Source organism: Paractinoplanes lichenicola, from assembly GCF_016785085.1.
GTDB lineage: Bacteria > Actinomycetota > Actinomycetes > Mycobacteriales > Micromonosporaceae > Actinoplanes > Actinoplanes lichenicola.
The window spans coordinates 238,051-261,963 of record NZ_JAENHO010000004.1 but is presented as its reverse complement, the minus strand read 5'-3'; the positions used below and the strand labels follow the sequence as shown (position 1 = coordinate 261,963).

The window sequence follows — 23,913 nt, the reverse complement described above, 5'->3', positions numbered from 1 at the left end:
GGTCGCCGTTCGACGATCGTTGCCGGCATGAATAGCTCCGCCCCGACCTTGTAGGCACCGGCTGGAACCAATTCACCTGATCTTTCTTTCAGGCCGGCTTGCTGAGCCAAAGTCTCATCTGGACGGCGGCGTCCATCCGCCTCGATTCAGCTTGGCCCAGAGCAGGTTCGCCAGGTGGGTCTGCCCTTCCTTAGTAGGGTGCAACGCCTCGAGGCTGAGCTTCAGTTTGGCGCTGGCGCCGGACGAGAGTGTCAGGTCGTGAATCCAACTGTCCGGGCCACACGACCAGTGGCCGGCGAAGCTGTCAGAAGAGGTGGGAGCAGCGACGTCCACGAAGGTGAAGCCGTGCTCGCCGGCGGCTGTCGCGATCATGGCGTTGAGCCGCTCCTCCTCCCGCATCATGAAGTGGTATTCCTCCGGAGTGATGGTTCCGGCTCCGTAAATCCTGACGTCGGTCCGGCGGCAGTTCCCGGTCTTCGGGAACAGGTACGGATAGCCCTGGACCAAGACCTGAGCGTTGGGCGCCTTCGCGCGCACCGCACCATAGAGAGCATCCAAGCGACCTGGGATGTCGGCGAGCCGTTTGGCGAGCTTGGTGGTGAACGCCGGGTCGATGTCGCAACGGGTGACTTTCAGGCATGAACTCACGTCATCGGAGAAGCCAGCATCATTTCCGCCGGCACTGAGCGTCACCAAAGTGACGTCGTCGTCCAGATAGTCCAGTTGAGTCGCCACCGGAGCATACGTTTGAGACCTGCTCACCCTGACGTTCTGCATGTCGACGCTCGTGAACCCGGTGCAAGCCAGCAGGTCGTATCGGATCTTCGCCATGTGCCGGTCGAAGAGTTGCTGCGAGGCGGCGTACCGAGAACGATCGCAGACGCCGAGGCCGTTCTTCGCGGTGCTGTTCACGTAGCCGCCCCCACCCTCGCCGCTCGCGTAAGAGTCACCGAGTCCGATCCCATGACCGCCACGTACCTGGAAGCATGTCTGATCGAAGTCGGCGGTGGTCGACTGCAAGTCGAAGCACAGCGGTACCGTGATGATCTTCGAGTCGGTTTGGGACAACTCGCAGGTGACGGAAGGGCTGCTCGACTCGACGCCAAGACCGGAGCATTGAACTCGAACCGGTGACTTAGGTAGTCCAAGCCGGTCGTACTTCACCCCACGAGGACGCAACGCCGCCCGATCGACTTCAATCTTGAGTCTCGGTGCGGACGCTGCCGCAATGGCGATTTTCCGTGTACCCGTCGGCGGAGCGTAGATCAGACCTGCAGGAGCAGTGGTCAATCGCGGAGCCGTGGTAGGTGGACCTCCGAATGACCAGGAGGTGACATCGGCGAGTTCGTGGTTCGATCCCGTGCCTCCGGTCAGACCGACGTACGCGGGAGCCGACTTGCCGAGTACAGCGGACAGATCAATGTCGGCGGACACGATGGGGGCGGCCGGCTTCTGCGCATTCTGCGACGCGAAGACCGATAGACGCTTTCCGGCCGCGTCATAGTTCACCCAGGCTGTGAAAGGGGCTCCGTACAACGCGAAGGGAGGCGCGGCGATGGCCAGCGATTTCGTTTCGTCGCCGCCGGTGGTGACAGCGATGTGGTTGGCATCGGGGTCCCAGTCGTTGAGCCACGTGTCGAACTCGACCTCGACGCTCGGAGTGATGCCTCCATAACCGATGCCTTCACCGAACCGGCCGATAGCGGCGGTACCCGCCCCGGACGACTGGAGCACCAGAGCGAGACCGTCGGCCGGCGGTGTCGAGCCGTCATGCAGGGACACATGAAGCACGCTCTCGAACGAAGCGTCCGGATCGATGGGCTTACCGTGCCACGCCGCAGCCGACTCGTCGACGCCGGTGCCACTCAGTCGTAGCGCTGCGCCGCTGACGGAAGCGTTTCCGTTGAGGATCAGATCAGAAGCGGCGGCGAAGTCGATGTAGGTAAAAGTGCTACCAGCAGCGGCGAATGCTTGTTCCCCGGCGGTAAGAAATGCGCATGCCATAAGCAGCGAAACAGTACCTCGAGCAAGCGTGCGTCGCCCCATTCCAGCCATAATCACAGCTTCCGTACTCCTGAATGATAAGAATAGTCTCGATGAGCCGCGCGGCTGCATGGATTCCGCACCCGAGGCATGTCGCCGCCGTCGATCGACGAAATGTATGCCGCTGATCCTAAGGACGAGACCCGGGTGCGGAGCACCGGCTGACCTGACAAATCGCCCCGTTGAACAGCACGAACGCTGCCACGAAAAGACGACCGCTTCCGAGGGAACAAGGGACGTCCACTGAGACCGATTGCTGGATACGGCCGCCAGAGCATGGGCGGCGTCCGGCATTTGCGGGTGGGGAACAGGTCACGAATGCTGCTGGTCGGCGTTGACGATTGTGGCGAGCAGGTCGCGGAGGTGGCGGCGGTCGGCGGGCGGGAGGTTGAACAGGGCCTCGGCTCTGGTGTTGGCCTCGGTCATCAGGTGGTTGCGGCGGCGGTGGCCTTCGTCGGTCAGGATCAGGTGTTTGACTCGGCGGTCGGTGGGGGCGGGTTCGCGGGTGACGAGGCCGCGGCGTTCCAGGCCGTCGACTATGCCGGTGACGTTGGAGGCGTCGCAGTGGAGGACGCCGGCCAGGTCGCGCATGGGGGCCGGGTCGCGCAGGTTGACCAGGGCTACCGCCTGAACGGGTGTCAGGTCGAGCTCGGCCGCGATCGCATTGAAGCCCTGCTGGAGGCGGCCTGACACGTGGAAGGCCAGGTCGGTCAGCTCGGTGATCAGCGGGTCTTCGGCAGCCATGGGCTAATGGTACGCATTCTCGATAGTTGACATTCTCAAGTATCTGCTAGGCTCCGAAAAAGGTTGACTTGCTCAACAATTGACTTGCTCAAGGAGGAGCTATGGCAGTGCAAACGAAGACGCAGTCCACCGGGCGGTTCGGCAGAACGGGCAGGCGGATGCTGGTGGTCGGGGCTGCGGTGCTCGCGAGTGTGGTCGCGTGGGTCGTCGGGGAGCCGCTGCTCGGGCATGACCTGGTGGTGCAGTCGCCGGGGCAGCCGGTCATGGACCTTGGCGTGGGCCAGATTGTGTTCATGGCGGCGGTGTTCAGCCTGGTCGGCTGGGCGGCTTTGGCCATCCTGGAACGGTTCACCGCTCGGGCCGTTCTCATCTGGACGATCGCGGCGTTCGTGGTTCTGGCGGTGTCGTTCGTGCCGTTCGTGAGCGTGGAGGCGTCCAGCGGGAGCAAGATTGTCTTGGCCGTCACGCATGTCGCGCTTGCCGCCGTGCTCATCCCCGGGTTGCGGCTTACGAGCGCGCGTTACTGAGCGGTGTAGCCGCCGTCCACGTGCCATGTGCTGCCGGTGGTGAAGCTGCTTGACGGGTCCAGCAGGGTGAGCACGGCGTGGGCGACCTCGTCGGGGGTGCCCCAGCGGCCGACGGGGATCTTGGCGGTGAAGGCGTCCGAGACCTTGTCGGTGGCGTTCATGGGGGTGCGTACGGGGCCTGGGGCGACGCAGTTGACCGTGATGCCGGTGCCGGCCAGTTCTAGGGCCAGCGAGCGGGTCAGGGCGGCGACCGCGCCCTTAGTAGCGGCGTAGCCGGCGCGTTCGGGGGCGCCGGTCGAGCCGAGCACCGAGCCGATCGTGACGATCCGGCCGTGGGCGCGGGTGGTCATGCCGGGGGCTACGGCCCGGATCGCCAGCCAGGTGCCCATCACGTTGGTCTCCCAGGCGGCCTGGAAGTCGGCTTCCGTGAGCTCGAGGAGGCTGCCGCGGGCCAGTCGGCCGGCCGCGGTGACCAGGCCGTCGACCGCCCCCCAGCGGCGTTCCGCCTCCGCGACCAGCTCGGCAAGAACTTGGGCGTCGGTGGTGTCGCCGGGAACGGCCAGCACGTCCCCGCCCAGCGCGTCCCGGGCGGCCTGACAGCGGGCGGCGTCGCGGCCCAGCACGGCCACCGGGCGGCCCTGCGCGACCAGCGCGGCCGCCACGGCCAGGCCGATGCCGCTGGTTCCGCCGGTGATCACCACAGCTCCCATGCGCCGAATCCTGACCCGGGAGGCCGTACGGGGGCCATCGTTGCGGTCCGGTGGGCGGTCCGATCGCGTTGACCCTGTTCGGGGGTCGCCCGACGATCGGGACCTCGGTGGCGCGGTGGGCGTGCCGCCGTTGAGGGAGGGCACCGTGGCGGAACAGCTCTTGATCGCCGGCGAGTGGGTTCCGGCGGCGTCGGGCCGGGTCAGCGAGACCTTCGACCCGGCCAGCGGGGCCAAGCTGGCCGAGTTCGCCGAGGCCGGCAGCGCCGACGTGGACGTCGCGGTGGCCGCGGCCCGGACGGCGTTCGAGGACCCGGACTGGCGCGACCTGAGCCCGGACGCCCGGGGGCGGCTGCTCTGGAAGGTCGCCGACCTGATCGAGCGGGACGCCACCGCGCTGGCCGAGCTGGAGACGCACGACCAGGGCATGCCGATCGCGCTGACCACCAACGTCAACGTCACCCTGGCCGCGCAGGTGTTCCGCTACTACGCCGGCTGGGCCACCAAGATCGAGGGCAAGCTGTCGTCGGTGTCGGTGCCGGACACGCTGCACTACACCCGGCGCGAGCCGCTCGGCGTGGTCGGCCTGATCACGCCGTGGAACTTCCCGTTCGCGATCGCCGCCTGGAAGCTGGCCCCGGCCCTGGCCACCGGCAACACCGTGGTGCTGAAGCCGGCCGAGCAGACCCCGCTGAGCACGCTCAAGCTGGGCGCGCTGTGCCTGGAGGCGGGCATCCCGGCCGGCGTCGTCAACGTGCTGACCGGCGGTCCCGAGGTGGGCAAGGCGCTGGTCGCGCATCGCGGCGTCAACAAGATCTCGTTCACCGGCTCGACCGAGGTCGGCCAGCAGATCGCGGGGGTGGCCGCGGCCGACCTCAAGCGGGTCAGCCTCGAGCTGGGCGGCAAGGCGCCGAGCATCATCACCCGCGGCGCCGACATCGACGCGGCCGTGATGGGCAACCTGCAGGGCGCGCTGTTCAACACCGGGCAGGCCTGCGGGGCGTACACCAGGTTCTATGTCGACGCCAAGCGGGCCGACGAGTTCACCGAGAAGATCGCGGCGGCCGCGCAGACCCTCAAGATCGGTCCCGGCATCGACTTCGACACCGTGCTCGGCCCGCTGGTCTCGCAGGAGCAGCTGGACCGGGTCACCGGCTACGTCAACGGCGGCGTCGAGCAGGGCGCCCAGCTCGTCACGGGCGGCAAGCGGGCCTCCGGGGCGGGCCTGGACGACGGCTACTTCTTCACACCGACCGTCTTCTCCGGCGTACGGGATGACATGACCATCGCCCGCGAGGAGATCTTCGGTCCGGTGCTGTCGATCTTCAGCTACGAGGACGAGGACGAGGTCATCGCGCGGGCCAACGACAGCGACTATGGCCTGGCCGCGGTGCTGTGGACGCAGGACCTGACGGCGGCGCACCGGCTGGCCGCGCGGATCCACGCCGGCACCGTCTTCGTCAACCAGCTGCCGCTGATCGACCCGGGCGCGCCGTGGGGCGGCTTCGGCCTCTCCGGCTGGGGGCGCGAGATGGGCACGTACGCGCTGGACGAGTTCACCGAGACGAAGGGCGTATGGGTCAACCTGGCCCGGTGACGGCCGTGACCGGGCGCCGTCAGCCAGGCTCGATGACGGCCGTGACCGGGCGGCCGGAGACGTTCGTCGACGTGCTCACCCGGCGCGCCGAGCACGACCCGGACACGGTCGTGGCCACGTTCCTGGGCGAGGGCGGCATCACGGCCGGCGACCTGCTCCTCGGGGCCGAGCGGGTCGCGCGGCAGCTGTCCTCGCCCACCCTGGCCCTCGGCCCGCACGCATCGGTGGTCACGTGCCTCCGCCCCGGGGCCGCCCTCGCGACCGTCGTCGCGGGAGTGGCCCGGGCCGGGCGTGTCGAGGTGCCGGCCGCCCTCGACACGTCCGGCGGCGGGCCTCGGGCGGAGGTGGCTCTGCTGGGCACCGCCGCGCTGGCCGCCAACCCCGCGCTGGCCACCCTGGCGCCGACGGTTTTCACCGTGGACGACGGCGGCGGCCCGGGCACGTTCGACGACCTGCGCCCGGGTCCGCTCCCCCGCCTGCCCGGGCCCGGCGATCCGGCGCTCGTGCTGAGCACCTCGGGCACGACGGGACGGCCCAAGGGCGTGCTGCTGCCGCATTTCGCCGGTGTGCGGCACGCGCGGCGGGTCAGTGACTCCATGCGATACGGTCCGGATGACGTTCTGTACAACGCTTTCCCGTGGAACCACGTCAACATCCGGCACACGGGGCTGCTGGCCGCGCTCGTCAGCGGGGCACGGTTGCTGGCGGTGCCACGATTCTCGGCGTCGGCGTTCTGGCAGATCTGCCGGGACGAGGGCGTCACCGCGTTCAACTTCATGGGTGCGGTGGCGGCGATCCTGTTGCGTACGGGGGAAACCGACGAGGAACACCGGGTCACGCGGGCCTATGGCGGGCCGGCGCCGCGGTGGCTGGCCGAGCAGTTCCGGTCGCGCTTCGGCGTCCAGCTGATTGAGGCGTACGCCTGCACAGAGCTCGGCGACGTCACGTCCAACCGCCTCGGCGACGTCACGGCGGGCACTGCCGGAAAACCGCTTCCCGAGTACGAGGTGACGCTGCGCGACGCCGCGGGAAAGCCCGTGCCGCAGGGTGAGACCGGCGGCATCACGGTCCGCGCCCGGCACCCGCACATCAGCACCCTCGGCTATGTGGGCACCCCCGGGCCGCCCCCGGAGTGGATCGCCACCGGCGACCTGGGCCGGTTCGACGAGGACGGCCGGCTGGTCTTCTGCGGCCGCCACTCCGACGTGATCCGCCGCCGCGGCGAGAACATCTCGGCCTGGGACGTGGAGTCGGCCGTGGCCGCCATGCCCGGCATACGCGAGGCGGCCGCGGTCGGACTGAGCTCCGAGTTCACCGAGGAGGACTTGCTCGTCGCGGTCGTCCCCGCCCGGGACGTGACACCGGAAGACGTGCACGCTTGGTGCCGGGAGCGACTCCCCCGGCACGCCTGGCCGCGCTACATCGCCGTTCTGGAGTCGTTGCCCCGCAACGGATCCAGCAAAGTCAGCAAGCCCGCCCTGCGCGACCCGGCCCTCGTTGCCGCGGCCGCCGACCTCGAACACCTCCGACGAGTCCCGGCCTCCCCCTCCGTCGCCGCCCCCATGCCGGTCGCAGTTCCGACCGCGACGGCCGCCCCGGCCGAGGAGTGCGTCGAGACGCGCGGCGACTCGGGGCACGCCCCACCCCCGCCCGTATTTCCCTCTGCCGGAAAGGATCGATAGTGCGAGTCCTGGATCTGACCGACGAACTCGGCGCGGCGGCGATCCGCGCGTTGATCGGGCTGGGTGCCGATGTCACTCGGGTGCCGCTCGACGAGCCGGCCGACCGGGCCGCCGGCCTCCATTGGTATGCCGGGACCCGGCGGGCAGCAACCGATGACCTCGACGCGCTGGCCGCCGAGGTCGACGTGGTCGTGGAGAGCGGCCCGGTGGCGCGGCTGCGCGGTCTGACCGCGGACGGCAAGTCCCGCTGGCCTTGGCTGGTGCATGTGGTGGTGACGCCGTTCGGGCTGACCGGGCCGCGCCGCGAGTGGCTGGCCGACGATCTGATCGCGGCGTCCGCGGGTGGCATGACGTGGCTCGGCGGTCGTGCCGACGGGCCGCCCAAGCCGCCCCCGCGCGAGTCGGCGCTGCAAATCGCGGGCGCCCACGCGGCGATCGGCGCCTATCTCGGCCTGCTGGCCAAAGACCGCGACGGCGCGAACCAGGCGGAGAACCGCGACGGCGCGAACCAGGACGGCGGCGGTCAGCTGATCGACGTGTCCGCGCAGGAGGCGGTGGCGGCGACGTTGGAGACCGGTGCGATCGCCTGGATTCACGCGGGTGCGTTCCCCCGGCGTACGGGCGGAATCTACGGCCACGTCGCGCATCGCGTGTTCAAGGCCGCCGACGGCTACGCCGCGGGTGGTTACTCGGGCAGCAATCGCATGTGGACCGACCTGCTGGCCTGGATGGTCGAGGTGGGTGAGGCCGAGGACCTGATCGACGAGAAGTACGCCGACGCCGTCTACCGCTGGAACGAGCGCCCGCACGTGGACGAGGTCGTGGCCCGGTTCGCGGCGCGGCGTACGGCGGGAACGCTCGGCGAGGAGGGACGGCGGCGGGCGTTGCCGTGGGCCGAGGTCAGCCGGGCCGATCAGCTCGCCGAGAATCCGCAGCTGCGGGCGCGTGACTTCTTCATCGACGTGGACGGGCTGACCGACGTCGGTTACGCCGTCAAGCTGCCCGATTCGGAGCCGGGCTCGAAGACCTGGCGGCGCGGCGACAAAGACATGCCGGCGCTGACGGGCCTGCGGGTGCTCGATCTGACGTGGGTTCTTGCGGGCCCGTACGCGACCCGGCAGCTCGCCGACCACGGCGCCGACGTGATCAAGGTCGAGTCGAAGCATCGGCAGGACCCGACCAGGTTCGCGCCTTCGATGCGGTTGCGGCCGGGCGCCACGCACGACGACGGCGGCTACTTCCTCAACTTCAACCGCGGCAAGCGCTCGATCGCCGTGAACATGCGCACGCCCGAGGGTCAGCAGATCGTGCGCGAGCTGGCCGCGCAGTGCGACGTGATCATCGACAACTACAGCCCGGGCACGATGGCCAAGTGGGGGCTCGACCACGAGTCGCTGGCCGAGGTGAACCCGGGAATCATCGCGGTCTCGATGTCGGGGGTCGGGCAGGACGGGCCGTGGCGCAACGCGGTCACGTTCGCCGACACCCTGGCCGCGATGTCGGGGCTCACGCACGAGACGGCCGACCCGGGCGGCGACCCGCAGGGGCTCACGTTCGGGCTGGGCGACATGGTGGCCGCGAACGCCGCCGTGCTCGCGATCGTGGCGCTGCTGCAGGAGAAGCGGGGCGGGTTCGTCGACCTGTCGCAGCTCGAGGCGATGGCCGCGTCGATGGGGCCGGCCGTTCTCGAGCAGCAGCTGGGCACGGTCGCGACCGGGGCCACCCCGGCCTGGCCGCACCGGCTGGCGACCCGGTCCCCGCACGGCGTCTACCCGGCGCTGGGCGAGGACCGCTGGGTTGCCATCGCGGTCCTGGACGACGAGCAGTGGCGGACCTTGGCGCGGCTCACCGGCGTACGGGAGGCCGGTTTTGATCTGGCCGAGCGCAAGGCCAACGAGGACCGCATCGACGCCGAGCTGGCCGCCTGGACCCGGGCGCGGGGTGCCTCCGAGACGGCCGAGCTGCTGCAGGCGCACGGGATCCCGGCCGCCGTGGTGAGCACCGGCGAGGACCTCACTGACCTGGACCCACAGCTGGCCGACCGCGGTTTCTATCCCATGCTGCGGCACCCGCTGGCCGGCGAGGTCCGCCACGAGGGCAGCGTTCTCAAGCTTTCCCGTACGCCGGTCCGCGTCGACCGTCCCGCCCCGCTGCTGGGCGAGCACACCGACGCGGTGCTGACCGAATTCGGCATCGTCGCCGCCGACCCGACAGTCCTGGAGTGAGACCGATGACCTTCCTCAACGTCGATGTGGCCGCCGGTGTCGCCACCGTGGTGATCGACCGCCCGCCCGCCAACGCCGTCACCCCGGAGCTGATCGAGGAGTTCCTGACGGTCGTTCCCGGCCTTTCCGACGACCCTTCCGTACGGGTCATCGTGCTCACCGGTGTCGGCCGCTTCTTCATCGCGGGCGCCGACATCGCCGTGATGCGCGACCTGTCGCTCGACAACCACGTCCGGATGCGCCGCTGGATCGAGGTGCAGCGGCTGCTCGAACTGGCCCCCAAGCCGGTGATCGCCGCCCTCAACGGTCACGCCCTGGGCGGTGGGGCCGAGCTGTCGCTGGCCTGCGACCTGCGGATCGCCGCCGCGTCGGCCACTGTCGGCTTCCCCGAGATGCAGCTCGGCCTGTTCCCCGGCGCGGGCGGCAGCCAGCGGCTCCCCCGTCTGCTCGGCCTGCACAAGGCCAAGCTGCTGATGATCGAGGGCCGCCGTCTGTCCGCCGCCAGCGCTTTGGAGATCGGCCTGGTCGACGAGGTCGTGCCCGACGAGGAGTTCGCGGCCGTGGTCGCCACGCGGGCGGCTGAGTGGGCGGCCAAGCCGACCGCCACGATCGGGCTGCTCAAGACGTCGATGCTGGAGGGGGCGCCGCTCGATATGGAGGGCGCGATGGCCGTGGAGTGGGCCGCCGTCCAGCAGGTGATCGCGAGCGAGGACGCCGCCGAGGGCCTGCAGTCGTTCCTCGACAAGCGCAAGCCGGAATTCCGCGGCAATTGAGGACCCGCCGGAGGGGGCGCGCTGCTGTGATCGCCGCGCCCTCTCCGGCGTAGCACTCCCATTGCCGCCGCGCTCCTCCCGCTCACGCCACAAAACACTCAGGTCCGCTCCCGACCGCGCGATAGGACCGCCTGGGAGGCCTGGTGGATCGCCGGCCGGCAAGTTCACCGATCCCGCCACCGGGCGTGGGAGCGACGTCGACTTCGCCGGTCACCTCGCAGGGGTGTGGCCGCGATCGCCGCCTACACCGACGAGGGCTACGACACGACGGTGACCCGGGCGCCGGTGGCCGTCCTCTCGGCGGAATGCTTCGGCGACACCGATCACGCCGGCCCACCGCCGTGCAGCAACAGAAGGCGACGGTCACCTTGCTCAAAGCCTTTTTCGCGTACGCCCTCAAGGGTGACCGCCGCGGCCTGCCCGTGCTGACCGGCACCACTCCGGTCGACGGCGTCACCACCGAGGCCTTCGGCGTCAGCTAAGGCAAAGGCACCACGTACGAGTCGACGCGCGCGATGAGTCCGTCGCGAAACGTGAACGTGTCGTTGAAGGCGAACCGGAACGGGCCGTGCTCGACGGTGGCGCCGAGGCCCTCGCCCAGGGTGATGACGACCGGGCCGTCCTCGTAGACGCGTTGCACGTCGAGCTCGGGGCTGCCGGTGAAGGCCGGATTCTCGATCTCGCCGTCGAACTCGGTCTTGCCGGTGGTGGTGCGGTGGCCGTGGATGACCCAGTCGACGTCGTCGGTGAGAGTGGCCAGGATGCGGGGGTGGTCGCTCGCGCGGAAACCGGCGAAGTATTCGGCGACCAGATCCTGCTGGGCTGTCATGGCGTCTCCAGGTGGGTGGCGAGGGCGTCGAGGATTGACGCGAGACCGTCGGCGGCCTGCGCGGTCCGCAACTCGGGCGGGAGCTTGCGTTGCTGGACGGTGAGGTCGGTGCCGTCGCCGTCGGGGCGCAGGGTCACGGTGGTGCGGATGCCGGTGACCGGCTCGTCGAAGACCAGCTCGTGCGGGGGCGTGACGACGGCGTACCGGAAGCGAAGTCGCCGGCCCGTGCCGTCGGGGCCGCGGGTGTCGAGGGCGAACTCGCCGCCCACGCGCAGGTCGACGGTCACCGACTGCGGGGGCACCACCGCGTGTGAGCCGCCCCAGAACGCGGCGATGCCGGCCGGCGTGGTGAAGGCCGTCCACACTCGCGGCGGCGGGACGGCCAGGCGGCGTACGGCAATGAGCTCGTCGCCGGTGATCACGACAGGTGCTTCTCGAGCGAGTCGAGGCGGTCGTTCCAGGTATGGCGCTGCTCGTCGATCCACGAGCCGAGCAGCGTCAACTGGTCGGCCCGCAACCGGCAGGGCCGCCGGGTGCCCTCGCGCCGCTGCTCGACCAGGCCGCACCGGCGCAGCACCCCGACGTGATGCGAGATGGCCTGCTGCGTCAGGTCGAACGGCGCGGCCAGCTCGCTCACGGTGGCGTCACCGCGCGCGAGCCGGCTCACCAACGCCCGCCGTACGGGGTCACCGAGCGCGGCGAACGCCGAATCAAGATCGGTCATGGCCGAACCCTAACACAAACACCTGTTTGTGAAAGCGCTAGTTTGTGTACGCGGCGGCGACCGCGGCAAAGGCGGCTTTCGGTTCCCAGTGGCCGTCGTCGAAGACCTTGACGACGCCCGGACTGGCCCGGTCGAGGTCGTCGCGCGGATCGCCACCGAGGCGATGCGGATGGCTGTGCAGCGCGAACAGGTGGACGAACGTGCTGTCGACGCCGGCCCGGTCGAAGATGTCGAGCACCTCGGCCAGATATCTCGCCTGCTCGGCCTCGGCGCGCTCGTAGACGCCGTCCAGCCTCTTCCCGCCGGGCTCGACGATCTCCATGCTGCGCGGGGCCACCTCGGCCGCGCCGCGCCACGTCGCGCAGCCGAAACCGGAGACGGCGACTGGTTTCGGATGGGCGACCAGATCCCGTACGGCGTCAGGGAACTGCTCGGCCACCTCCGCCGAGCGGATCAGCTCCAGGGTGACGAAGTCGAAAAGCTCCCAGACGGTGGCCTCGTAAGGGATCGCGGCGTACGTGACCTTGCCGTGGAACCGCTCCCGGATCCGCGGCACGACGTCGCGAAAGAAACTGTCGAGACGGTCGCGGGCCTCGGGCATGCGCGCCCGCGGATCGGCGAACAGGTGCCCGAGGCGATCGGGCAGGCGGTCGCCGTTGACGAGACCGCGAACCATGAGGGTCAGCTCGACGCCGGCCACGAACACGACCTCGCTTCCGGCGGCGCGGAGGCGCTCGGCCCGCTCGGCGCAGTCTCGGAACAGGCTTTTCGTCTCTTCCAACGTCAGGTCCAGCGGGTAGGGCGAGAACCAGACCTCGAGGCCTAGAGAAGCCGCGATCTCGGCGGTGAACTCGAGGCGTGCGGGGTCGAGGTGGTCGATCGAGTTGCGCCCGTCGACGACGAAGCCGGTGTCGTAGGCGATGCCTTTCGCTCTCATGGACGTCATTATTGCGTGCACGCAAGTTTGCGTCCACGTACTTTTGGTGCGAGGGTGGCGGCATGAGTCTTCGCGAGCGGAAGAAGCAGGCGACCCGCGAGGCCCTGAGCGCGGCGGCTTTGCGGCTCGCCTTGGAACACGGCCCGGAACGCGTACGGGTGGACGACATCGCCGAGGCCGCGGGGGTCTCGCCGCGCACGTACAACAACTACTTCCCTAGTCGCGACCACGCGATCGTGGCCGCGTTGACCGCTGACCGGACGGCCCGGCTGAGCCCGGACGGGCCGTTGAGCGACGCCGTGATCGAGGCTGTGATCGGCCTCTACACCGCGGACGCCGCCGCCGGGGACGCCGCTGCCGGGGACGCTGGGGACGACGCGGCCGGGGACGCTGCAGCCGGGGACGCTGGGGACGACGCGGCCGGGGACGCTGCAGCCGGGGACGGCGCGGCCGGGGAGGCCCCGGACGCTGGGAACGTCGGGGACGTGCTGACGAGATCGTCCGCCGCCTGGACGGCCGCACCTCCGCCGGCCGAAGCACTCGCCATGATCTCGGCCAGCACCTCGCTGCGGGCCTGCTACGTCGACAGCATGACCACTCTCGACGGGCCGGCCATCGTGGCGCGGCACCCTGAGATCGACGCCCTGACCGCCGAGGTGCTCGCCGCAGCCGCGAACGCCGCAGTACGGGTCGCCCTCGAACGATGGCTCGGAGCGGCGAATGTCCCGCCCTCCATGCCGGGCTTCGTCATCCCCTCCGGGTCACTACCCGACCTGGTGCGGGCGGCCCTACTCCCCCTCCGCCCCTCTCTGGACGCCGCCACCGACGGCCGAACCGCGCCCGCTTGACGCTCGCGCTCCGACGCCCGCCGCAGGCCCACGCCAACCCAAGCCCGGCACCGCCCCAAGCCCGCCGCAGGCCCAAGCCCACCGCAGGCCGACCCCGGCCCAAGCCCACCGCAGGCCGACGCCGGCCCAAGCCCACCGCAGGCCGACGCCGGCCCAAGCCCACCGCAGGCCCAAGCCCGCCGCAGGCCCAAGCCCGCCGCAGGCCCACGCCGGCCCAAGCCCGCCGCCGGCCCAAGCCTCGACCCGCCGCCAGTCCCCAAGCCCCGCCCGGCTCCGGCCCACGAAACAGCCGCCCTCCCCGCATCCGGGCGCCGCTGCTGAAGCCTCACGGCACGGCCCCTGCCCCGCCTTGGACTCCGAAGCTTAGACCTCGTCGGAGCCACCAAGGCGGTTATCCACAATCGAGAGTTATCCACAGGCCACCCCTTGAAGATCGGCCCGCTTCACTAGAATGGGCGGTGGTGGAGGCCCCCAGGGAGGGTGGGCTATGGGGGCGATCAGTAGGAGTTGATCAGCGGCCGAGTTCGGACAGGTTAAGAGCCAAGCGGCGCCGAACGGCCGGCACATGCCCCGCGAAACCGAGAACGGTGTTGCGGCCGGCCCGTAGCAAGGGATTGCGCACAGTGGCCGCCCGAGTCATGCGGTGCGCGGTGGCGACGACCTGGGCCGCCACAGGCCGTCGTTCTCGTTCGTATGCGTCGAGGTCAGCAGGGTCCCCGGCCAGCACCCGGGCCAGTGCGACCGCGTCCTGGATCCCGGTGTTCATGCCCTGCCCACCGGCGGGGCTGTGCACGTGGGCCGCGTCGCCGGCCAAGAACACGGGGCCCTGCCGATAGTGGTCGGCCAGCCGGTGGTGCACCCGGAACCGTGAGCTCCAAGCCACCCCGGTCACCCGCCCCGGCGAGACCATCGGGCCCCGGTCGTCCAGCAGCCGCTGCACATCGAGGGCGGTTGGGTGTTCGGGGGCCGAGTCGAGCGTCGCCACGATGCGGTAGTGATCGCCGGGCAGGGGCGCGACCACCACCAGGCCGTTCGGTGAGAAGAACAGGTTGACCTCGTCGCGGGGGTAGGGCCAGTCCATCGTCACGTCGGCCAGGACGAATGATTCGGCGTACTGGTCGCCGGTGAAGCCGATGCCGGTTTGTTCGCGGACGGCGCTGTGCATGCCGTCGCAGCCGGCCAGGTAGCGGAACCGGATCTCGCTGATGGAGCCGTCGGGGCCGGCGACCTTGGCGGCGTCGTTCTCGAACCCGACGACCCGGTGGCCCCAGCGAACGCTGCCGGCGGGCAGGTGGGCGGCCAGCACCTGTTCGGTGACGTCCTGGGGCAGCATCAGCGTGTACGGGAACTTGGTGGGCAGCCCGCCGAACGGCACCCGCATCAGCACGCGATCGCGGTCGCGGACGGCGAAGGCGGGCACGACGATCCCCCGGCGCACCAGTTCCTCGCTGATTCCGAGGCCGTCGAGCACTTCGAGCGTACGGGCGTGGATGACCGCCGCCCGTGAGGTGTTGGCGCCGCGCTCGGCCTGGTCGAGCAGCACGTGGTCGATGCCGCGGGCGGTCAGGGCGCAGGCCAGGGTCAGCCCGGTCGGCCCGGCCCCGGCGATGAGAACCTCGGTACGTTCGGACATGGTGTCTCCTTCGGTAAGACCGGCGAGTTCGGTGAGACGGCGAGTTCGGCAAGACCAGCGAGTTCGGCAAGACCAGCGAGTTCGGCAAGACCAGCGAGTTCGGTAAGAAAGGCGAGCACGACATCAGGGCGTGTCGACCGGTTCGATGCGGGTCGCGGTGGTGGTGGCGGCGACATAGTGCGGCAGTTGGTCCAGGGCGCCGGCGGCGTCGGCCGCGGTGGCCTGCCACCAGATCTCGTGGCCGCCGGCCCGGCACGAGGCGAGCGCGCCGGTGTGCCGCAGCGGGCTGGGAAAGCCCCGGAAGGCGGCGAACACCACCCCGCAGTCGGCGGCGGCGTGTCGGTTGTGGAGCAGGAATCGCGGCACAGGTCGAGCGTGCCGACGGTCGCGCGGGACGACATCGGGGTGCGACCCTGAGCCGGTGGAGCAGGGGCGTGATCTGGTGGGGCGGGATGCCGAGCTGGCGGTGCTGGCGGCGGCGCTGGACGGTGCCGGGGCCCGGACGCTGGTGATCGCGGGAGAGCCGGGCATCGGCAAGAGCCGCCTGCTCGCCGAGCTGGGCCGGATGGCCGACGAGCGGGGCCTGCTCGTGCTCGACGGCAGCGCCTCGGAGTTCGAGCGGGACCTGCCGTTCTGGTTGTTCGTCGACGCGCTCGACGAATATCTGCGGGCGGCCCGGCCCGAGCTCGACGACGAGACGGAGGCCGAGCTCGCGCGCCTGCTGCCGTCGTGGCCGGCCCCGGCGTCGGAGGGGCGCGGCGATCCGCGCTACCGGGCGCACCGGGCGGTCCGTCAGGTACTGGAGGTGCTGGCCCGGGCCACCCCGACCGTGCTGCTGCTGGACGATCTGCACTGGGCCGACGAGGGGTCGGTCGAGCTGCTGTGCGCGCTGCTGCGGCGGCCCCCGGCGGCGCCCGTGCTGCTGGGGCTGGCGATGCGGCCCCGCCAGACGTCCGGGCGTCTGACCGCCGCGCTCGATCGGGCCGCCGCGACCCGGCTCGACCTCGCCCCGCTCACCCCGGAGGCCGTACGGGAGCTGTTGGGTCCGCGAGCCACGAATGCCGCGCGGCTGCACGCCGAGAGTGGTGGCAACCCGTTCTATCTGACCCAGCTGGCGCGCACCGGCCGCTCCCCCGACGGCCGGACGTCCACCGAGGACGCGGTGTCGACGGCGATGTCCGACGAGCTCGCCCTGCTCGACCGGGACGTGCGCCGGGTGCTCGAGGGCGCGGCCGTGGCCGGTGACCCGTTCCAGCTTGAGCTGGTGGCCGCCGCGGCCGAGCGCACCGAGCCGGAGGTCGCCGACGCCCTCGACGCGCTGCTCGACCGCGACCTCGTACGCCCCACGGAGGCCCCGCGCCGGTTCCGGTTCCGGCATCCGCTGCTGCGCCGGGCCGTCTACGACGCCGCGCCGCGGGCGTGGCGGGTCGGTGCGCATGAACGTCTGGGCCGGGCGCTCGCCGAGCGGGGCGTGCCGCCGGCCGGGCGCGCCCATCACATCGTGCAGGCCGCCCGTCCCGGCGACCCGGAGGCGGTCGCGCTGCTGCGGGAAGCGGGTGACGACGTGCTGCTGCCGGCGCCCGGGGAGGCCGCCCGCTGGTATCGCCACGCGCTCGACCTGCGGCCCGGCGACCCCGAGCTGTGGGCCGCGCTGGGCCAGGCGCTGGGCGGCGCCGGTCGGCTGGCCGAGGCCCGAGATGCCCTCGTACGGGCCCTCGCGCTGCTGCCGGAGGAGGACCTCGCGGCGCGGGTCCCGCTGATCGCCGAGTGCGCGGGCATCGAGCACACGCTGGGCCGGCACGACGCCGCGCACCGCCGGTTGACGGCGGCCCTGGCCCAGGCCGGCGAGGACCGTCCGGCCGAGGCGGCCACGCTGATGTGCGCGATCGCCCAGGATCACCAGTTCCGGCTGGAGTTCACCGCGGCCGTCCAGTGGTCGCGCCGGGCCCGCGCGGCGGCCGGTCGGCTCGGCGATCCGCGGGTGATCGCCGAGACCTCGATGCGGCTGGGTTTCAGCGCCGCCTTCGCCGGTCTCGAGGCCGACGCGGTGGCCGCCTGCGCCGAGGCCGCGGCGCTGCTCGACGCGCAGACCGACGAGGAGATCGGGCATTCCGCCGACCCGATCGTCGGCCAGCTCGCCGCGGCCGAGCTGCTGGCGGGCCGGCTCAGCGATGCCGCCCGGCACGCCGAACGGGCCCTCGCCGTGGTCAGCCATCACGTGCCGGTGATGTATTGGGCCGGGCTGGTGCGGGCGGCGCGGGGGCGGCTGCCGGAGGCCGCGGCCGTGCTCGACGAGGCGATCGAGGTGGCGCGCTCGTCGGGCAACCCGTCCCTGCTCGGGTGGACGCTGCTGGCCCGGGCCACGGTCGCCACGACCAGCGGCGACACGGCCCGGGCGCGGACCCTGGCCGAGGAGTGCGTCGAGGCCCACGGCGGCGAGGCCCACACCCTGCCCGGCGTCTGGTCACGGCTGACCCTGGCCACGACGCTGGCCGACGCGGGCGAACCGGCCGCCGCCGAGCGACTGCTCACGACGCTGACCGGCGCAGGCGAACCGGCCGCCGCCGAGCGACTAGTCACGACGCTGACCGGCGCGGGTGAGCCGGCCGCCGCCGAGCAAATGACCGAAGGGGACGCCCTCGACGCGCTTCCGGCCCCGCTGCGCCCGGCCGCGCGGGAGCTGCTGGTGCGGTGCTGTCTCGCCGCGGGCCGGGTGGCCGAGGCGGCCGCGCTGGCCGGCGACACGGGCCGGCCCGCCGCGGCGGCGGCCCTGGCCCAGGGCCGCCCCCACGAGGCCGCCGAGCTGGCCCTGGCCGAGGCCGCGACGAGCGCCGGGCCGACGGACGAGGCCGCGTCCCGCTTCCTGGCCGCCCGCGCGCTGGCCGAGGCGGATCAGCCCGAGGCCGCCGTACGGGAGCTGCAGTTGGTCTGTGACCTTTATGAGCGCTGCGGCGCACCGAGGCGCCGGGCCGAGGCCGAACGGCTGATGCGGCGGCTCGGCCATCGCCGCGTGCACCACCGCAGCGGACCCGGTTCGGGCCTGGCCGGGCTGACCGGGCGCGAGCTCGAGATCGCCCGGCTGATCACCGACCGCCGGACCAACGCCGAGATCGCCGAGGCCCTCTTTCTGAGCACGAAGACGGTGGAGACCCACATCCGCAACGTCTTCCACAAGTTGTCGGTCACCTCGCGGGTCGAGATCGCCCGCGCCGTCGAACGCCACGACGGGGGCTGACCCGGCTCAGGGTGCGACCCCGATGTCGGGGCGGCCGGCGCTGCAAAGACTGACCGGCATGAACCTTCGTCTGCTCACCGGCGGCGCCGCGATCGTGTTCTCCGCCGTCTATCTGCTGTCCGACCTGATCGAGCTGGCGCAGGGCGGCTTCTCCGGAATGCAGCTCGGTCTCACGTACGCCGCTGAGGCCGCGATCCCGCTGTTCGTGCTCGGCCTGTACGCGCTGCAACGCCCCCGGATCGGCCGGCTCGGACTGGCCGGGGCCGTCGGTTACGCGTACACGTACGTCTTCTTCACCGGCACCGTGCTCTACGCCATCGTGGCCGGCGTGCCGGACTGGCCCGCCCTGTCGGAGCGGCTGGGCGCGTGGACCGGCGTGCACTCGGTGCTGATGATCGCGGCCGGGATCGCGTTCGGGGTCGCGGTCGCGCGGGCGGGGCAGTGGCCGCCGTGGACCGGGTGGACCCTCGTGGCCGGGATGCTGCTCTACGCGGTCAGCCCGACGCTGCCCGACGTGATGTCGATCGGGGCGGCGACCGTACGGGATCTGGCTTTCGCCTCTATGGGGTGGGCGGCGCTGAAATCAGGGCACCACGGTGACCGGCCAGCGGCCGCAGCGCACCAGCTTCGAGCTCAGTGAGCCGGCGAAACGGTGCAACGTCTGGGTCGAGCGGCCCACGATGACGGCGTCGGCCTGCAGCTCCTGGGCGGCGTCGACGATCTCGGTGAACGGCTCGCCCGTGCGCACGACCAGGCGCGCGTCCAGCTCGAGCTCGGCCAGCCGGTCGACGAACATGGTGCGCAGCTCCCGCTCGACCGCGTCCTGCGTGTCGATCACGGTGGCGACCGCGCCGCCGGTGTCGGCCAGGGGCAGCAGGGCCGAGGGATGCGTACGCACATAGAGCGCGACCAGCCGGCTGCGCTGTCGCCGGGCCAGGCCCGTGGCGTAGGCGGCGGCGCGCAGCGAGGAAGTCGACCCGTCGATGCCCACCAGGATCGTGCCCGGCCCGTCCCTCATGACCTCACGCCTTTACTGAACGCTTGGTGTTCAATTATCCGAAGTGTATCGTGACGGTAACCGTTCAGCAATGTGCGAGCAGGGGGTCCGCAGATGGTGAGCACCGGGCGGCCCCGCGATCCCGAGGTCGATCGCCGCATCGCGCGGGCCGCGCTCGACCTGTTCGGCGACGCGGGCTGGGCCGGGTTCGCGATGGAGACGGTGGCGCGGCGGGCCGGGGTCGGCAAGGCCTCGCTCTATCTGCGCTGGAACAGCAAGGAGGCGCTGCTCACCGACGCCCTGACCGGCAGCCTGCCGCACGTCAGCGACGTCGACACCGGCACCCTGCACGGCGACCTGGTCGAGCTGGCGACCCAGATTCTCGACGTCTATGCGGGCCCGTCGAGCCGGGCCGCGCTACGCCTGCAGCTCGAGGCGGCGAAGATCCCGGGCATCGCCGAGCACTACGCGGCCACCCGCGAGGCCCAGATCCAGGCCGCGCGGGGCATCGTGCAGCGCGGCATAGCCCGGGGCGAGCTGCCCGCCGCGACATCGGTGACGCTGCTGCTCAACACGGTGATCGGCGGCGCCATGATGCACGCCTTGACCACGCCGCCCGAGAAGCGGGCGGCGCTGGCCGCCGAGACCGGCGTACAGGCCCGCCGGCTGGTCGATTTTTTGTGGAGCCGTTAGGCCCTGTTTCGCAGTTGGGGCGGGGCTGCGGCAGGGCCCAGATCCCGCCTGGCGGCGTCCCGCGAAAGCCAGGTTCCAACACCGGGAGCCAGGCTTCCCCGGGCCACCACCAGACGAAATCTGGACCCGGCCTCGCACCCACCCCAACTACGAAACAGGACCTAAGGCTTGCGGCCGATTCCGCCGTACGAATCCTGGTGCGGGGCCTCGACGTCGGGACGCCAGTCCGAGACCGAGACGACGCCCGGGTCGACCAGCTCGAGCCCCTCGAAGAAGCGGGCGATGCGCTCCGGGCTGCGCAGGTGATAGGTGTGGCCGCCCTCGCTGGAGACCTTGGCCCCCTCCACGATCTTCTCGCTCGTGTCGGTGCCGTCGTAGAAGGCCAGATAGCTGCCCGGCGGCAGCAGGTCGACCAGCCGCTTGACGATCGCCACGGCCTCGTCGTCGTCCTCGATGTGGCCCAGGATGCCCATCAGCATGAGGGCGATCGGCTGGTCGAAGTCGAGCGTGCGGCCCGCCTCGAGCCGGATCGTCTCGGTGTCGCGCAGGTCAGCGTCGATGTAGTCGGTGACGCCCTCGGGGCCGCTGCTGAGCAGGGCGCGGGCGTGCACCAGCACGAGCGGGTCGTTGTCGACATAGACGATCTTGGACGTCGGGGCCACCCGCTGGGCCACCTGGTGCGTGTTGTTGGCCGTGGGCAGGCCGGTGCCGATGTCGAGGAACTGGCGCATCCCGGCCTCGCCGGCCAGGTAGCTGACCACGCGGACCAGGAAGGCCCGGCAGGCCCGCGCATTTTCCGCGATGGCCGGGAACACGGCCAGGACGCTGTCGCCGACCTCACGGTCGACGGCGTAGTTGTCCTTGCCGCCGAGCCAGTAGTTCCAGACCCGGGCGCTGTGCGGCGTGCTCGTGTCGAGTTGCGGCGGAGTGTCCGTCATGGCTGCCCTCCCGAAAACCGGCGAGGGTGATCAGGGTAGTGCATCGCACCAACCACTGTGGACCCGAATCAGGTGAACACTGACCAGCAGATATCGTTCCGCAGCCGCTGGTCGTCGAGCACCAGGTCACGGATCGGGCCGGGCAGCTGGTCGCGCTGCCACCGGCACTCCTGGCGCCCGGCCTCCTCGCCCGCGGCGGCGCGCACGGCCTTGATCGCGTACGCGGCGGCGCCGAGCTCGTGCGCCGCGACGTGCGGGACGACGGCGGCCTGCCCGGCGGCGTAGGCGGCGTTGCGGGCCGCGCCTCGCAGGTCGCGGGCGGCTCCCATGGCGTGCCCGCCGACCGCCCGCGCCTGCATCATCTTGACCTCGCCCCGCACCCAGGCCCGCGCGTTCTCGACGGCCTCGCGGGGCCTGGGGTCGTCCGGCCGTTCCGCCTCGAACAGGCCGAGCACGTGCTCGGCGCAGTCGGCGGCCCACAGCGTGAGCAGGTGGTGATCGTCGTCCGTCAGCGTGCCGCCCCGGCGGATCGTGATGAACCGCGGGTCGCGGACCTTCGGCAGGATCATGCCGACGAACCTATCCCCGGCCGCGGCGGTCAGGGCTTGAGGACCACCTTGATGCAGCCGTCCTCCTTCTTCTTGAACATCTCGTACGCCTGGGGCGCCTCCTCGAGCGGCGTGCGGTGGGTGACCAGGTCGTCCACGCCGAGCGGGTCGTCGTCGCCGGTGAGCAGCGGCATGATGTCGTCGACCCAGCGCTTCACGTGGGCCTGGCCCATGCGCATCGTGATGCCCTTGTCGAACAGGTCCATCATCGGGAACGGGTCGGCCTCGCCGCCGTAGACGCCGATGATCGAGACGGTGCCGGCCCGGCGGACGGAGTCGAACGCCGTGCGCAGGGCGCCCATCTGGTCGACACCGAACGTCTCGGTGGCCTTGCGGGCCAGCGCGTCGGGCAGCAGGCCGGCCCCCTTGATCGCGGCGGCCTGGAACGGCGTGCCGTGGGCCTCCATGCCGACGGCCTCGATGACCGAGTCGGCCCCGCGGCCCTGGGTGGCGTCCCGGACGGCCGCGCCGATGTCGTCGACCTTGTCGAAGTTCAGCACCTCGATGCCGTTGCGCTCGGCCATGGCGATCCGCTCGGGCACGTTGTCGACCGCGAGCACCCGGCCCGCGCCGAGGTGCCGGGCGATCCGGGCCGACATCTGGCCGATCGGGCCGAGACCGGTGACCAGCACCGTGCTCCCGGGCTCGATGTCGGCGTACTTGGCGGCCTGCCACGAGGTGGTCAGCACGTCGGAGAGGAACAGGTAGCGCTCGTCGGGGTGCCCGTCCGGCACCTTGATCGGCCCGAACTGCGCCTGCGGCACGCGCAGGTATTCGGCCTGGCCGCCGGGCACCTGCCCGTACAGCTTGGTGTAGCCGAACAGCGACGCGCCCTTGCCCTGCTCGGTGTTCTGGGTGGTCTCGCACTGCGCGTAGTAGCCCTTGGAGCAGTACCAGCAGTACCCGCACGAGATGTTGAACGGGATCACCACCCGGTCGCCCGGCTTGATGTGCGTGACCTCGGCGCCCACCTCCTCGACGATGCCCATCGGCTCGTGGCCGAGGATGTCGCCTTTGTCGATGTACATGCCGAGCACGTCGTACAGGTGCAGGTCGGAGCCGCAGATCGCGGTCGACGTCATCCGGACGATCGCGTCCGTCGGCTCCTGGATCTTGGGGTCGGGAACGTTCTCCACGGCGACTTTGCCGGTGCCTTGCCAGGTGAGTGCTCGCATGACGGGCCGGATACCCGGGCTTTTCGCGGGTATGCAAACCAACCATGAGTTCACGGGTGGTGGTGGTGACCGGGGCGTCCAGCGGGATCGGCCGGGCTGCGGCGCTGGCGTTCGCGGCCCGCGGTGACCGGCTGGTGCTGGCCGCGCGCAGCAGAGACGATCTCGAAAAGGTGGCGGCGGCCTGCGGGACCGATCCGATCGTGGTGCCGGCCGACGTCACCCGGCGCGAAGACCTCGAACAGGTCCGCGAACGCGCGATAAAAAAGTACGGGCGAATCGACGTGTGGGCCGACTCGGCGGCTGTCATGGCGTACGGGAAATTCGAGGAGCTGCCGCCCGAGGTGTTCGATCGCATGGTCACGACCGACCTGCTCGGCCCGGCGAACGTCGCCCGCACCGCGCTGGCGCAGTTCCGGGAGCAGGGCCACGGCACGCTGATCCTGACCGGCTCGCTGCTCGGGCACGTCGCGGTGCCGTACATGTCAGCCTACGTGACCTCGAAGTGGGGCGCTCGCGGGCTCACGCGCGTGCTGCGGCAGGAGACGCGCGACAACAAGCGCATCCACGTGTGCTCGGTCGACCCCGGCAGCGTCGACACCCCGATCTACACGAGCGCGGCCAACTACGCCGGTTTCGTCGGCCGCCCGCCGCCCCCGGTCGACAGCGCCGAGCGCGTCGCGGCCCGCATCGTGCGGCAGGCCGACCGGCCCAGGCCCGAGGCGTCGGTGGGCGCGACCAACCGGCTCATCGAGTTCGGCTTCAACGCCTTCCCTTCCCTGTACGACGCCCTGGTCACGCCGCTGATGAGGCGCGGCGGCCTGTCCCGCCAGGCGATCGCCCACCACGACGGCAACGTCTTCGCGGCCCGGCCCCGCGAGGAGGGCGGCCCGGGCCGGTGGAGCCGCGCCCAGGTCGGCCTGGCCGTGGCCGGCGTGGCCCTGGCCACCGGCGCCGCCGTGAAACGTCTGCATAGCCGGGGTGTTCCGGGGTAACCGCGT

General features: G+C 71.1%; 24 protein-coding genes. 11 read left to right on the top strand and 13 right to left on the bottom strand.

From position 1 onward, the window contains the following. Positions 1-114: 114 nt before the first annotated feature. Together JKJ07_RS14670 and JKJ07_RS14665 are read right to left on the bottom strand one after the other, a co-directional pair. Positions 115-2,055: a GDSL-type esterase/lipase family protein gene (locus JKJ07_RS14670; RefSeq protein ID WP_202992054.1), complete on the bottom strand. Its 1,941-nt coding sequence runs from the start codon at positions 2,053-2,055 to the stop codon at positions 115-117. Positions 2,056-2,355: 300 nt separating this feature from the next. After that, positions 2,356-2,787, bottom strand: a complete 432-nt coding sequence (locus JKJ07_RS14665) for a MarR family winged helix-turn-helix transcriptional regulator (protein ID WP_202992053.1) — start codon at positions 2,785-2,787, stop codon at positions 2,356-2,358. Between the two features lie 101 nt (positions 2,788-2,888). Between JKJ07_RS14665 and JKJ07_RS14660 the strand changes: the two genes are divergently transcribed. After that, on the top strand, positions 2,889-3,314 hold the full coding sequence (locus tag JKJ07_RS14660; RefSeq protein ID WP_202992052.1) for a DUF6069 family protein: 426 nt from the start codon (positions 2,889-2,891) through the stop codon (positions 3,312-3,314). On the opposite strand, the gene JKJ07_RS14655 is transcribed toward JKJ07_RS14660, so the two are convergent. Beyond that, positions 3,308-4,024 carry an SDR family NAD(P)-dependent oxidoreductase gene (locus JKJ07_RS14655; RefSeq protein WP_202992051.1) on the bottom strand — a complete coding sequence of 239 codons (717 nt, stop codon included), beginning with the start codon at positions 4,022-4,024 and terminating at the stop codon, positions 3,308-3,310. The genes JKJ07_RS14660 and JKJ07_RS14655 overlap by 7 nt on opposite strands. Positions 4,025-4,169: 145 nt before the next feature. On the opposite strand from JKJ07_RS14655, the gene JKJ07_RS14650 reads away from it, so the two are divergent. The 5 genes from JKJ07_RS14650 to JKJ07_RS14630 all read left to right on the top strand — a co-directional run bounded on the left by JKJ07_RS14650 (position 4,170) and on the right by JKJ07_RS14630 (position 10,780). Beyond that, the gene (locus JKJ07_RS14650) at positions 4,170-5,618 is read left to right on the top strand and encodes an aldehyde dehydrogenase family protein (protein WP_307834264.1); all 1,449 of its coding nucleotides are present in this window, start codon (positions 4,170-4,172) and stop codon (positions 5,616-5,618) included. Beyond that, positions 5,615-7,300 (top strand): AMP-binding protein, encoded by a 1,686-nt coding sequence (locus JKJ07_RS14645; RefSeq protein ID WP_202992049.1) that lies wholly within the window; start codon positions 5,615-5,617, stop codon positions 7,298-7,300. The genes JKJ07_RS14650 and JKJ07_RS14645 overlap by 4 nt, the downstream gene beginning before the upstream one ends. Next, on the top strand, positions 7,300-9,525 hold the full coding sequence (locus JKJ07_RS14640; RefSeq protein ID WP_202992048.1) for a CaiB/BaiF CoA-transferase family protein: 2,226 nt from the start codon (positions 7,300-7,302) through the stop codon (positions 9,523-9,525). Before JKJ07_RS14645 ends, JKJ07_RS14640 begins: the two co-directional genes overlap by 1 nt. A gap of 5 nt (positions 9,526-9,530) precedes the next feature. Continuing rightward, positions 9,531-10,298 carry an enoyl-CoA hydratase/isomerase family protein gene (locus JKJ07_RS14635; protein ID WP_236029102.1) on the top strand — a complete coding sequence of 256 codons (768 nt, stop codon included), beginning with the start codon at positions 9,531-9,533 and terminating at the stop codon, positions 10,296-10,298. 305 nt (positions 10,299-10,603) lie between these two features. Then, positions 10,604-10,780: a hypothetical protein gene (locus tag JKJ07_RS14630; RefSeq protein ID WP_202992046.1), complete on the top strand. Its 177-nt coding sequence runs from the start codon at positions 10,604-10,606 to the stop codon at positions 10,778-10,780. Here JKJ07_RS14630 and JKJ07_RS14625 read toward each other — a convergent pair. The 4 genes from JKJ07_RS14625 to JKJ07_RS14610 are packed head-to-tail and all read right to left on the bottom strand — an operon-like array spanning position 10,777 to position 12,788. Further along, positions 10,777-11,127, bottom strand: a complete 351-nt coding sequence (locus tag JKJ07_RS14625; protein WP_202992045.1) for a nuclear transport factor 2 family protein — start codon at positions 11,125-11,127, stop codon at positions 10,777-10,779. The two genes, JKJ07_RS14630 and JKJ07_RS14625, sit on opposite strands and share 4 nt — an antisense overlap. Further along, on the bottom strand, positions 11,124-11,549 hold the full coding sequence (locus JKJ07_RS14620; RefSeq protein ID WP_202992044.1) for an SRPBCC family protein: 426 nt from the start codon (positions 11,547-11,549) through the stop codon (positions 11,124-11,126). Before JKJ07_RS14620 ends, JKJ07_RS14625 begins: the two co-directional genes overlap by 4 nt. Next, entirely contained in the window at positions 11,546-11,851 is a 306-nt protein-coding gene (locus JKJ07_RS14615) for an ArsR/SmtB family transcription factor (RefSeq protein WP_202992043.1), read from the bottom strand. The genes JKJ07_RS14620 and JKJ07_RS14615 overlap by 4 nt, the downstream gene beginning before the upstream one ends. 37 nt (positions 11,852-11,888) lie before the next feature. Further along, positions 11,889-12,788: a glycoside hydrolase family 113 protein gene (locus JKJ07_RS14610; protein ID WP_202992042.1), complete on the bottom strand. Its 900-nt coding sequence runs from the start codon at positions 12,786-12,788 to the stop codon at positions 11,889-11,891. Positions 12,789-12,850: 62 nt separating this feature from the next. On the opposite strand from JKJ07_RS14610, the gene JKJ07_RS51715 reads away from it, so the two are divergent. Further along, on the top strand, positions 12,851-13,636 hold the full coding sequence (locus tag JKJ07_RS51715; RefSeq protein WP_202992041.1) for a TetR/AcrR family transcriptional regulator: 786 nt from the start codon (positions 12,851-12,853) through the stop codon (positions 13,634-13,636). A 511-nt stretch (positions 13,637-14,147) separates the two neighbouring features. Here the strand turns inward: JKJ07_RS51715 and JKJ07_RS14600 are convergent. Beyond that, entirely contained in the window at positions 14,148-15,269 is a 1,122-nt protein-coding gene (locus JKJ07_RS14600; RefSeq protein WP_202992040.1) for an FAD-dependent monooxygenase, read from the bottom strand. A 123-nt stretch (positions 15,270-15,392) separates the two neighbouring features. Then, positions 15,393-15,635 (bottom strand): hypothetical protein, encoded by a 243-nt coding sequence (locus tag JKJ07_RS14595; protein ID WP_202992039.1) that lies wholly within the window; start codon positions 15,633-15,635, stop codon positions 15,393-15,395. A gap of 55 nt (positions 15,636-15,690) precedes the next feature. On the opposite strand from JKJ07_RS14595, the gene JKJ07_RS14590 reads away from it, so the two are divergent. Together JKJ07_RS14590 and JKJ07_RS14585 are read left to right on the top strand one after the other, a co-directional pair. Continuing rightward, positions 15,691-18,504 (top strand): helix-turn-helix transcriptional regulator, encoded by a 2,814-nt coding sequence (locus JKJ07_RS14590; protein ID WP_202992038.1) that lies wholly within the window; start codon positions 15,691-15,693, stop codon positions 18,502-18,504. 58 nt (positions 18,505-18,562) lie between these two features. Continuing rightward, on the top strand, positions 18,563-19,144 hold the full coding sequence (locus JKJ07_RS14585; RefSeq protein WP_202992037.1) for a hypothetical protein: 582 nt from the start codon (positions 18,563-18,565) through the stop codon (positions 19,142-19,144). On the opposite strand, the gene JKJ07_RS14580 is transcribed toward JKJ07_RS14585, so the two are convergent. Beyond that, positions 19,088-19,522: a universal stress protein gene (locus JKJ07_RS14580; RefSeq protein WP_202992036.1), complete on the bottom strand. Its 435-nt coding sequence runs from the start codon at positions 19,520-19,522 to the stop codon at positions 19,088-19,090. The two genes, JKJ07_RS14585 and JKJ07_RS14580, sit on opposite strands and share 57 nt — an antisense overlap. Positions 19,523-19,615: 93 nt before the next feature. Here JKJ07_RS14580 and JKJ07_RS14575 point away from each other — a divergent pair, with 93 nt between their 5' ends. Then, a complete protein-coding gene (locus JKJ07_RS14575) occupies positions 19,616-20,194 on the top strand; it encodes a TetR/AcrR family transcriptional regulator (RefSeq protein ID WP_202992035.1) in 579 nt (192 codons plus the stop codon). 161 nt (positions 20,195-20,355) lie between these two features. On the opposite strand, the gene JKJ07_RS14570 is transcribed toward JKJ07_RS14575, so the two are convergent. From JKJ07_RS14570 to JKJ07_RS14560, 3 genes are all read right to left on the bottom strand, one after another. Next, positions 20,356-21,132, bottom strand: a complete 777-nt coding sequence (locus JKJ07_RS14570) for an SAM-dependent methyltransferase (protein WP_202992034.1) — start codon at positions 21,130-21,132, stop codon at positions 20,356-20,358. Positions 21,133-21,200: 68 nt separating this feature from the next. Continuing rightward, a complete protein-coding gene (locus JKJ07_RS14565) occupies positions 21,201-21,701 on the bottom strand; it encodes a putative immunity protein (RefSeq protein WP_202992033.1) in 501 nt (166 codons plus the stop codon). 29 nt (positions 21,702-21,730) lie between these two features. Then, positions 21,731-22,915, bottom strand: a complete 1,185-nt coding sequence (locus tag JKJ07_RS14560) for a zinc-dependent alcohol dehydrogenase (RefSeq protein WP_202992032.1) — start codon at positions 22,913-22,915, stop codon at positions 21,731-21,733. A gap of 44 nt (positions 22,916-22,959) precedes the next feature. Between JKJ07_RS14560 and JKJ07_RS14555 the strand changes: the two genes are divergently transcribed. Next, positions 22,960-23,907 carry an SDR family NAD(P)-dependent oxidoreductase gene (locus tag JKJ07_RS14555; RefSeq protein WP_202992031.1) on the top strand — a complete coding sequence of 316 codons (948 nt, stop codon included), beginning with the start codon at positions 22,960-22,962 and terminating at the stop codon, positions 23,905-23,907. Positions 23,908-23,913: the final 6 nt, after the last annotated feature.

Coding starts and splice junctions, on each gene's coding strand:
- JKJ07_RS14615 (WP_202992043.1), bottom strand. CDS start 11,851: ATGACCGATCTTGATTCGGCGTTCGCCGCGCTCGGTGACCCCGTACGG.
- JKJ07_RS14575 (WP_202992035.1), top strand. CDS start 19,616: ATGGTGAGCACCGGGCGGCCCCGCGATCCCGAGGTCGATCGCCGCATC.
- JKJ07_RS14560 (WP_202992032.1), bottom strand. CDS start 22,915: ATGCGAGCACTCACCTGGCAAGGCACCGGCAAAGTCGCCGTGGAGAAC.
- JKJ07_RS14635 (WP_236029102.1), top strand. CDS start 9,531: ATGACCTTCCTCAACGTCGATGTGGCCGCCGGTGTCGCCACCGTGGTG.
- JKJ07_RS14670 (WP_202992054.1), bottom strand. CDS start 2,055: ATGGCTGGAATGGGGCGACGCACGCTTGCTCGAGGTACTGTTTCGCTG.
- JKJ07_RS14655 (WP_202992051.1), bottom strand. CDS start 4,024: ATGGGAGCTGTGGTGATCACCGGCGGAACCAGCGGCATCGGCCTGGCC.
- JKJ07_RS14580 (WP_202992036.1), bottom strand. CDS start 19,522: ATGAGGGACGGGCCGGGCACGATCCTGGTGGGCATCGACGGGTCGACT.
- JKJ07_RS14555 (WP_202992031.1), top strand. CDS start 22,960: ATGAGTTCACGGGTGGTGGTGGTGACCGGGGCGTCCAGCGGGATCGGC.
- JKJ07_RS51715 (WP_202992041.1), top strand. CDS start 12,851: ATGAGTCTTCGCGAGCGGAAGAAGCAGGCGACCCGCGAGGCCCTGAGC.
- JKJ07_RS14665 (WP_202992053.1), bottom strand. CDS start 2,787: ATGGCTGCCGAAGACCCGCTGATCACCGAGCTGACCGACCTGGCCTTC.
- JKJ07_RS14600 (WP_202992040.1), bottom strand. CDS start 15,269: ATGTCCGAACGTACCGAGGTTCTCATCGCCGGGGCCGGGCCGACCGGG.
- JKJ07_RS14630 (WP_202992046.1), top strand. CDS start 10,604: ATGCTTCGGCGACACCGATCACGCCGGCCCACCGCCGTGCAGCAACAG.
- JKJ07_RS14570 (WP_202992034.1), bottom strand. CDS start 21,132: ATGACGGACACTCCGCCGCAACTCGACACGAGCACGCCGCACAGCGCC.
- JKJ07_RS14585 (WP_202992037.1), top strand. CDS start 18,563: ATGAACCTTCGTCTGCTCACCGGCGGCGCCGCGATCGTGTTCTCCGCC.
- JKJ07_RS14660 (WP_202992052.1), top strand. CDS start 2,889: ATGGCAGTGCAAACGAAGACGCAGTCCACCGGGCGGTTCGGCAGAACG.
- JKJ07_RS14610 (WP_202992042.1), bottom strand. CDS start 12,788: ATGAGAGCGAAAGGCATCGCCTACGACACCGGCTTCGTCGTCGACGGG.
- JKJ07_RS14625 (WP_202992045.1), bottom strand. CDS start 11,127: ATGACAGCCCAGCAGGATCTGGTCGCCGAATACTTCGCCGGTTTCCGC.
- JKJ07_RS14565 (WP_202992033.1), bottom strand. CDS start 21,701: ATGATCCTGCCGAAGGTCCGCGACCCGCGGTTCATCACGATCCGCCGG.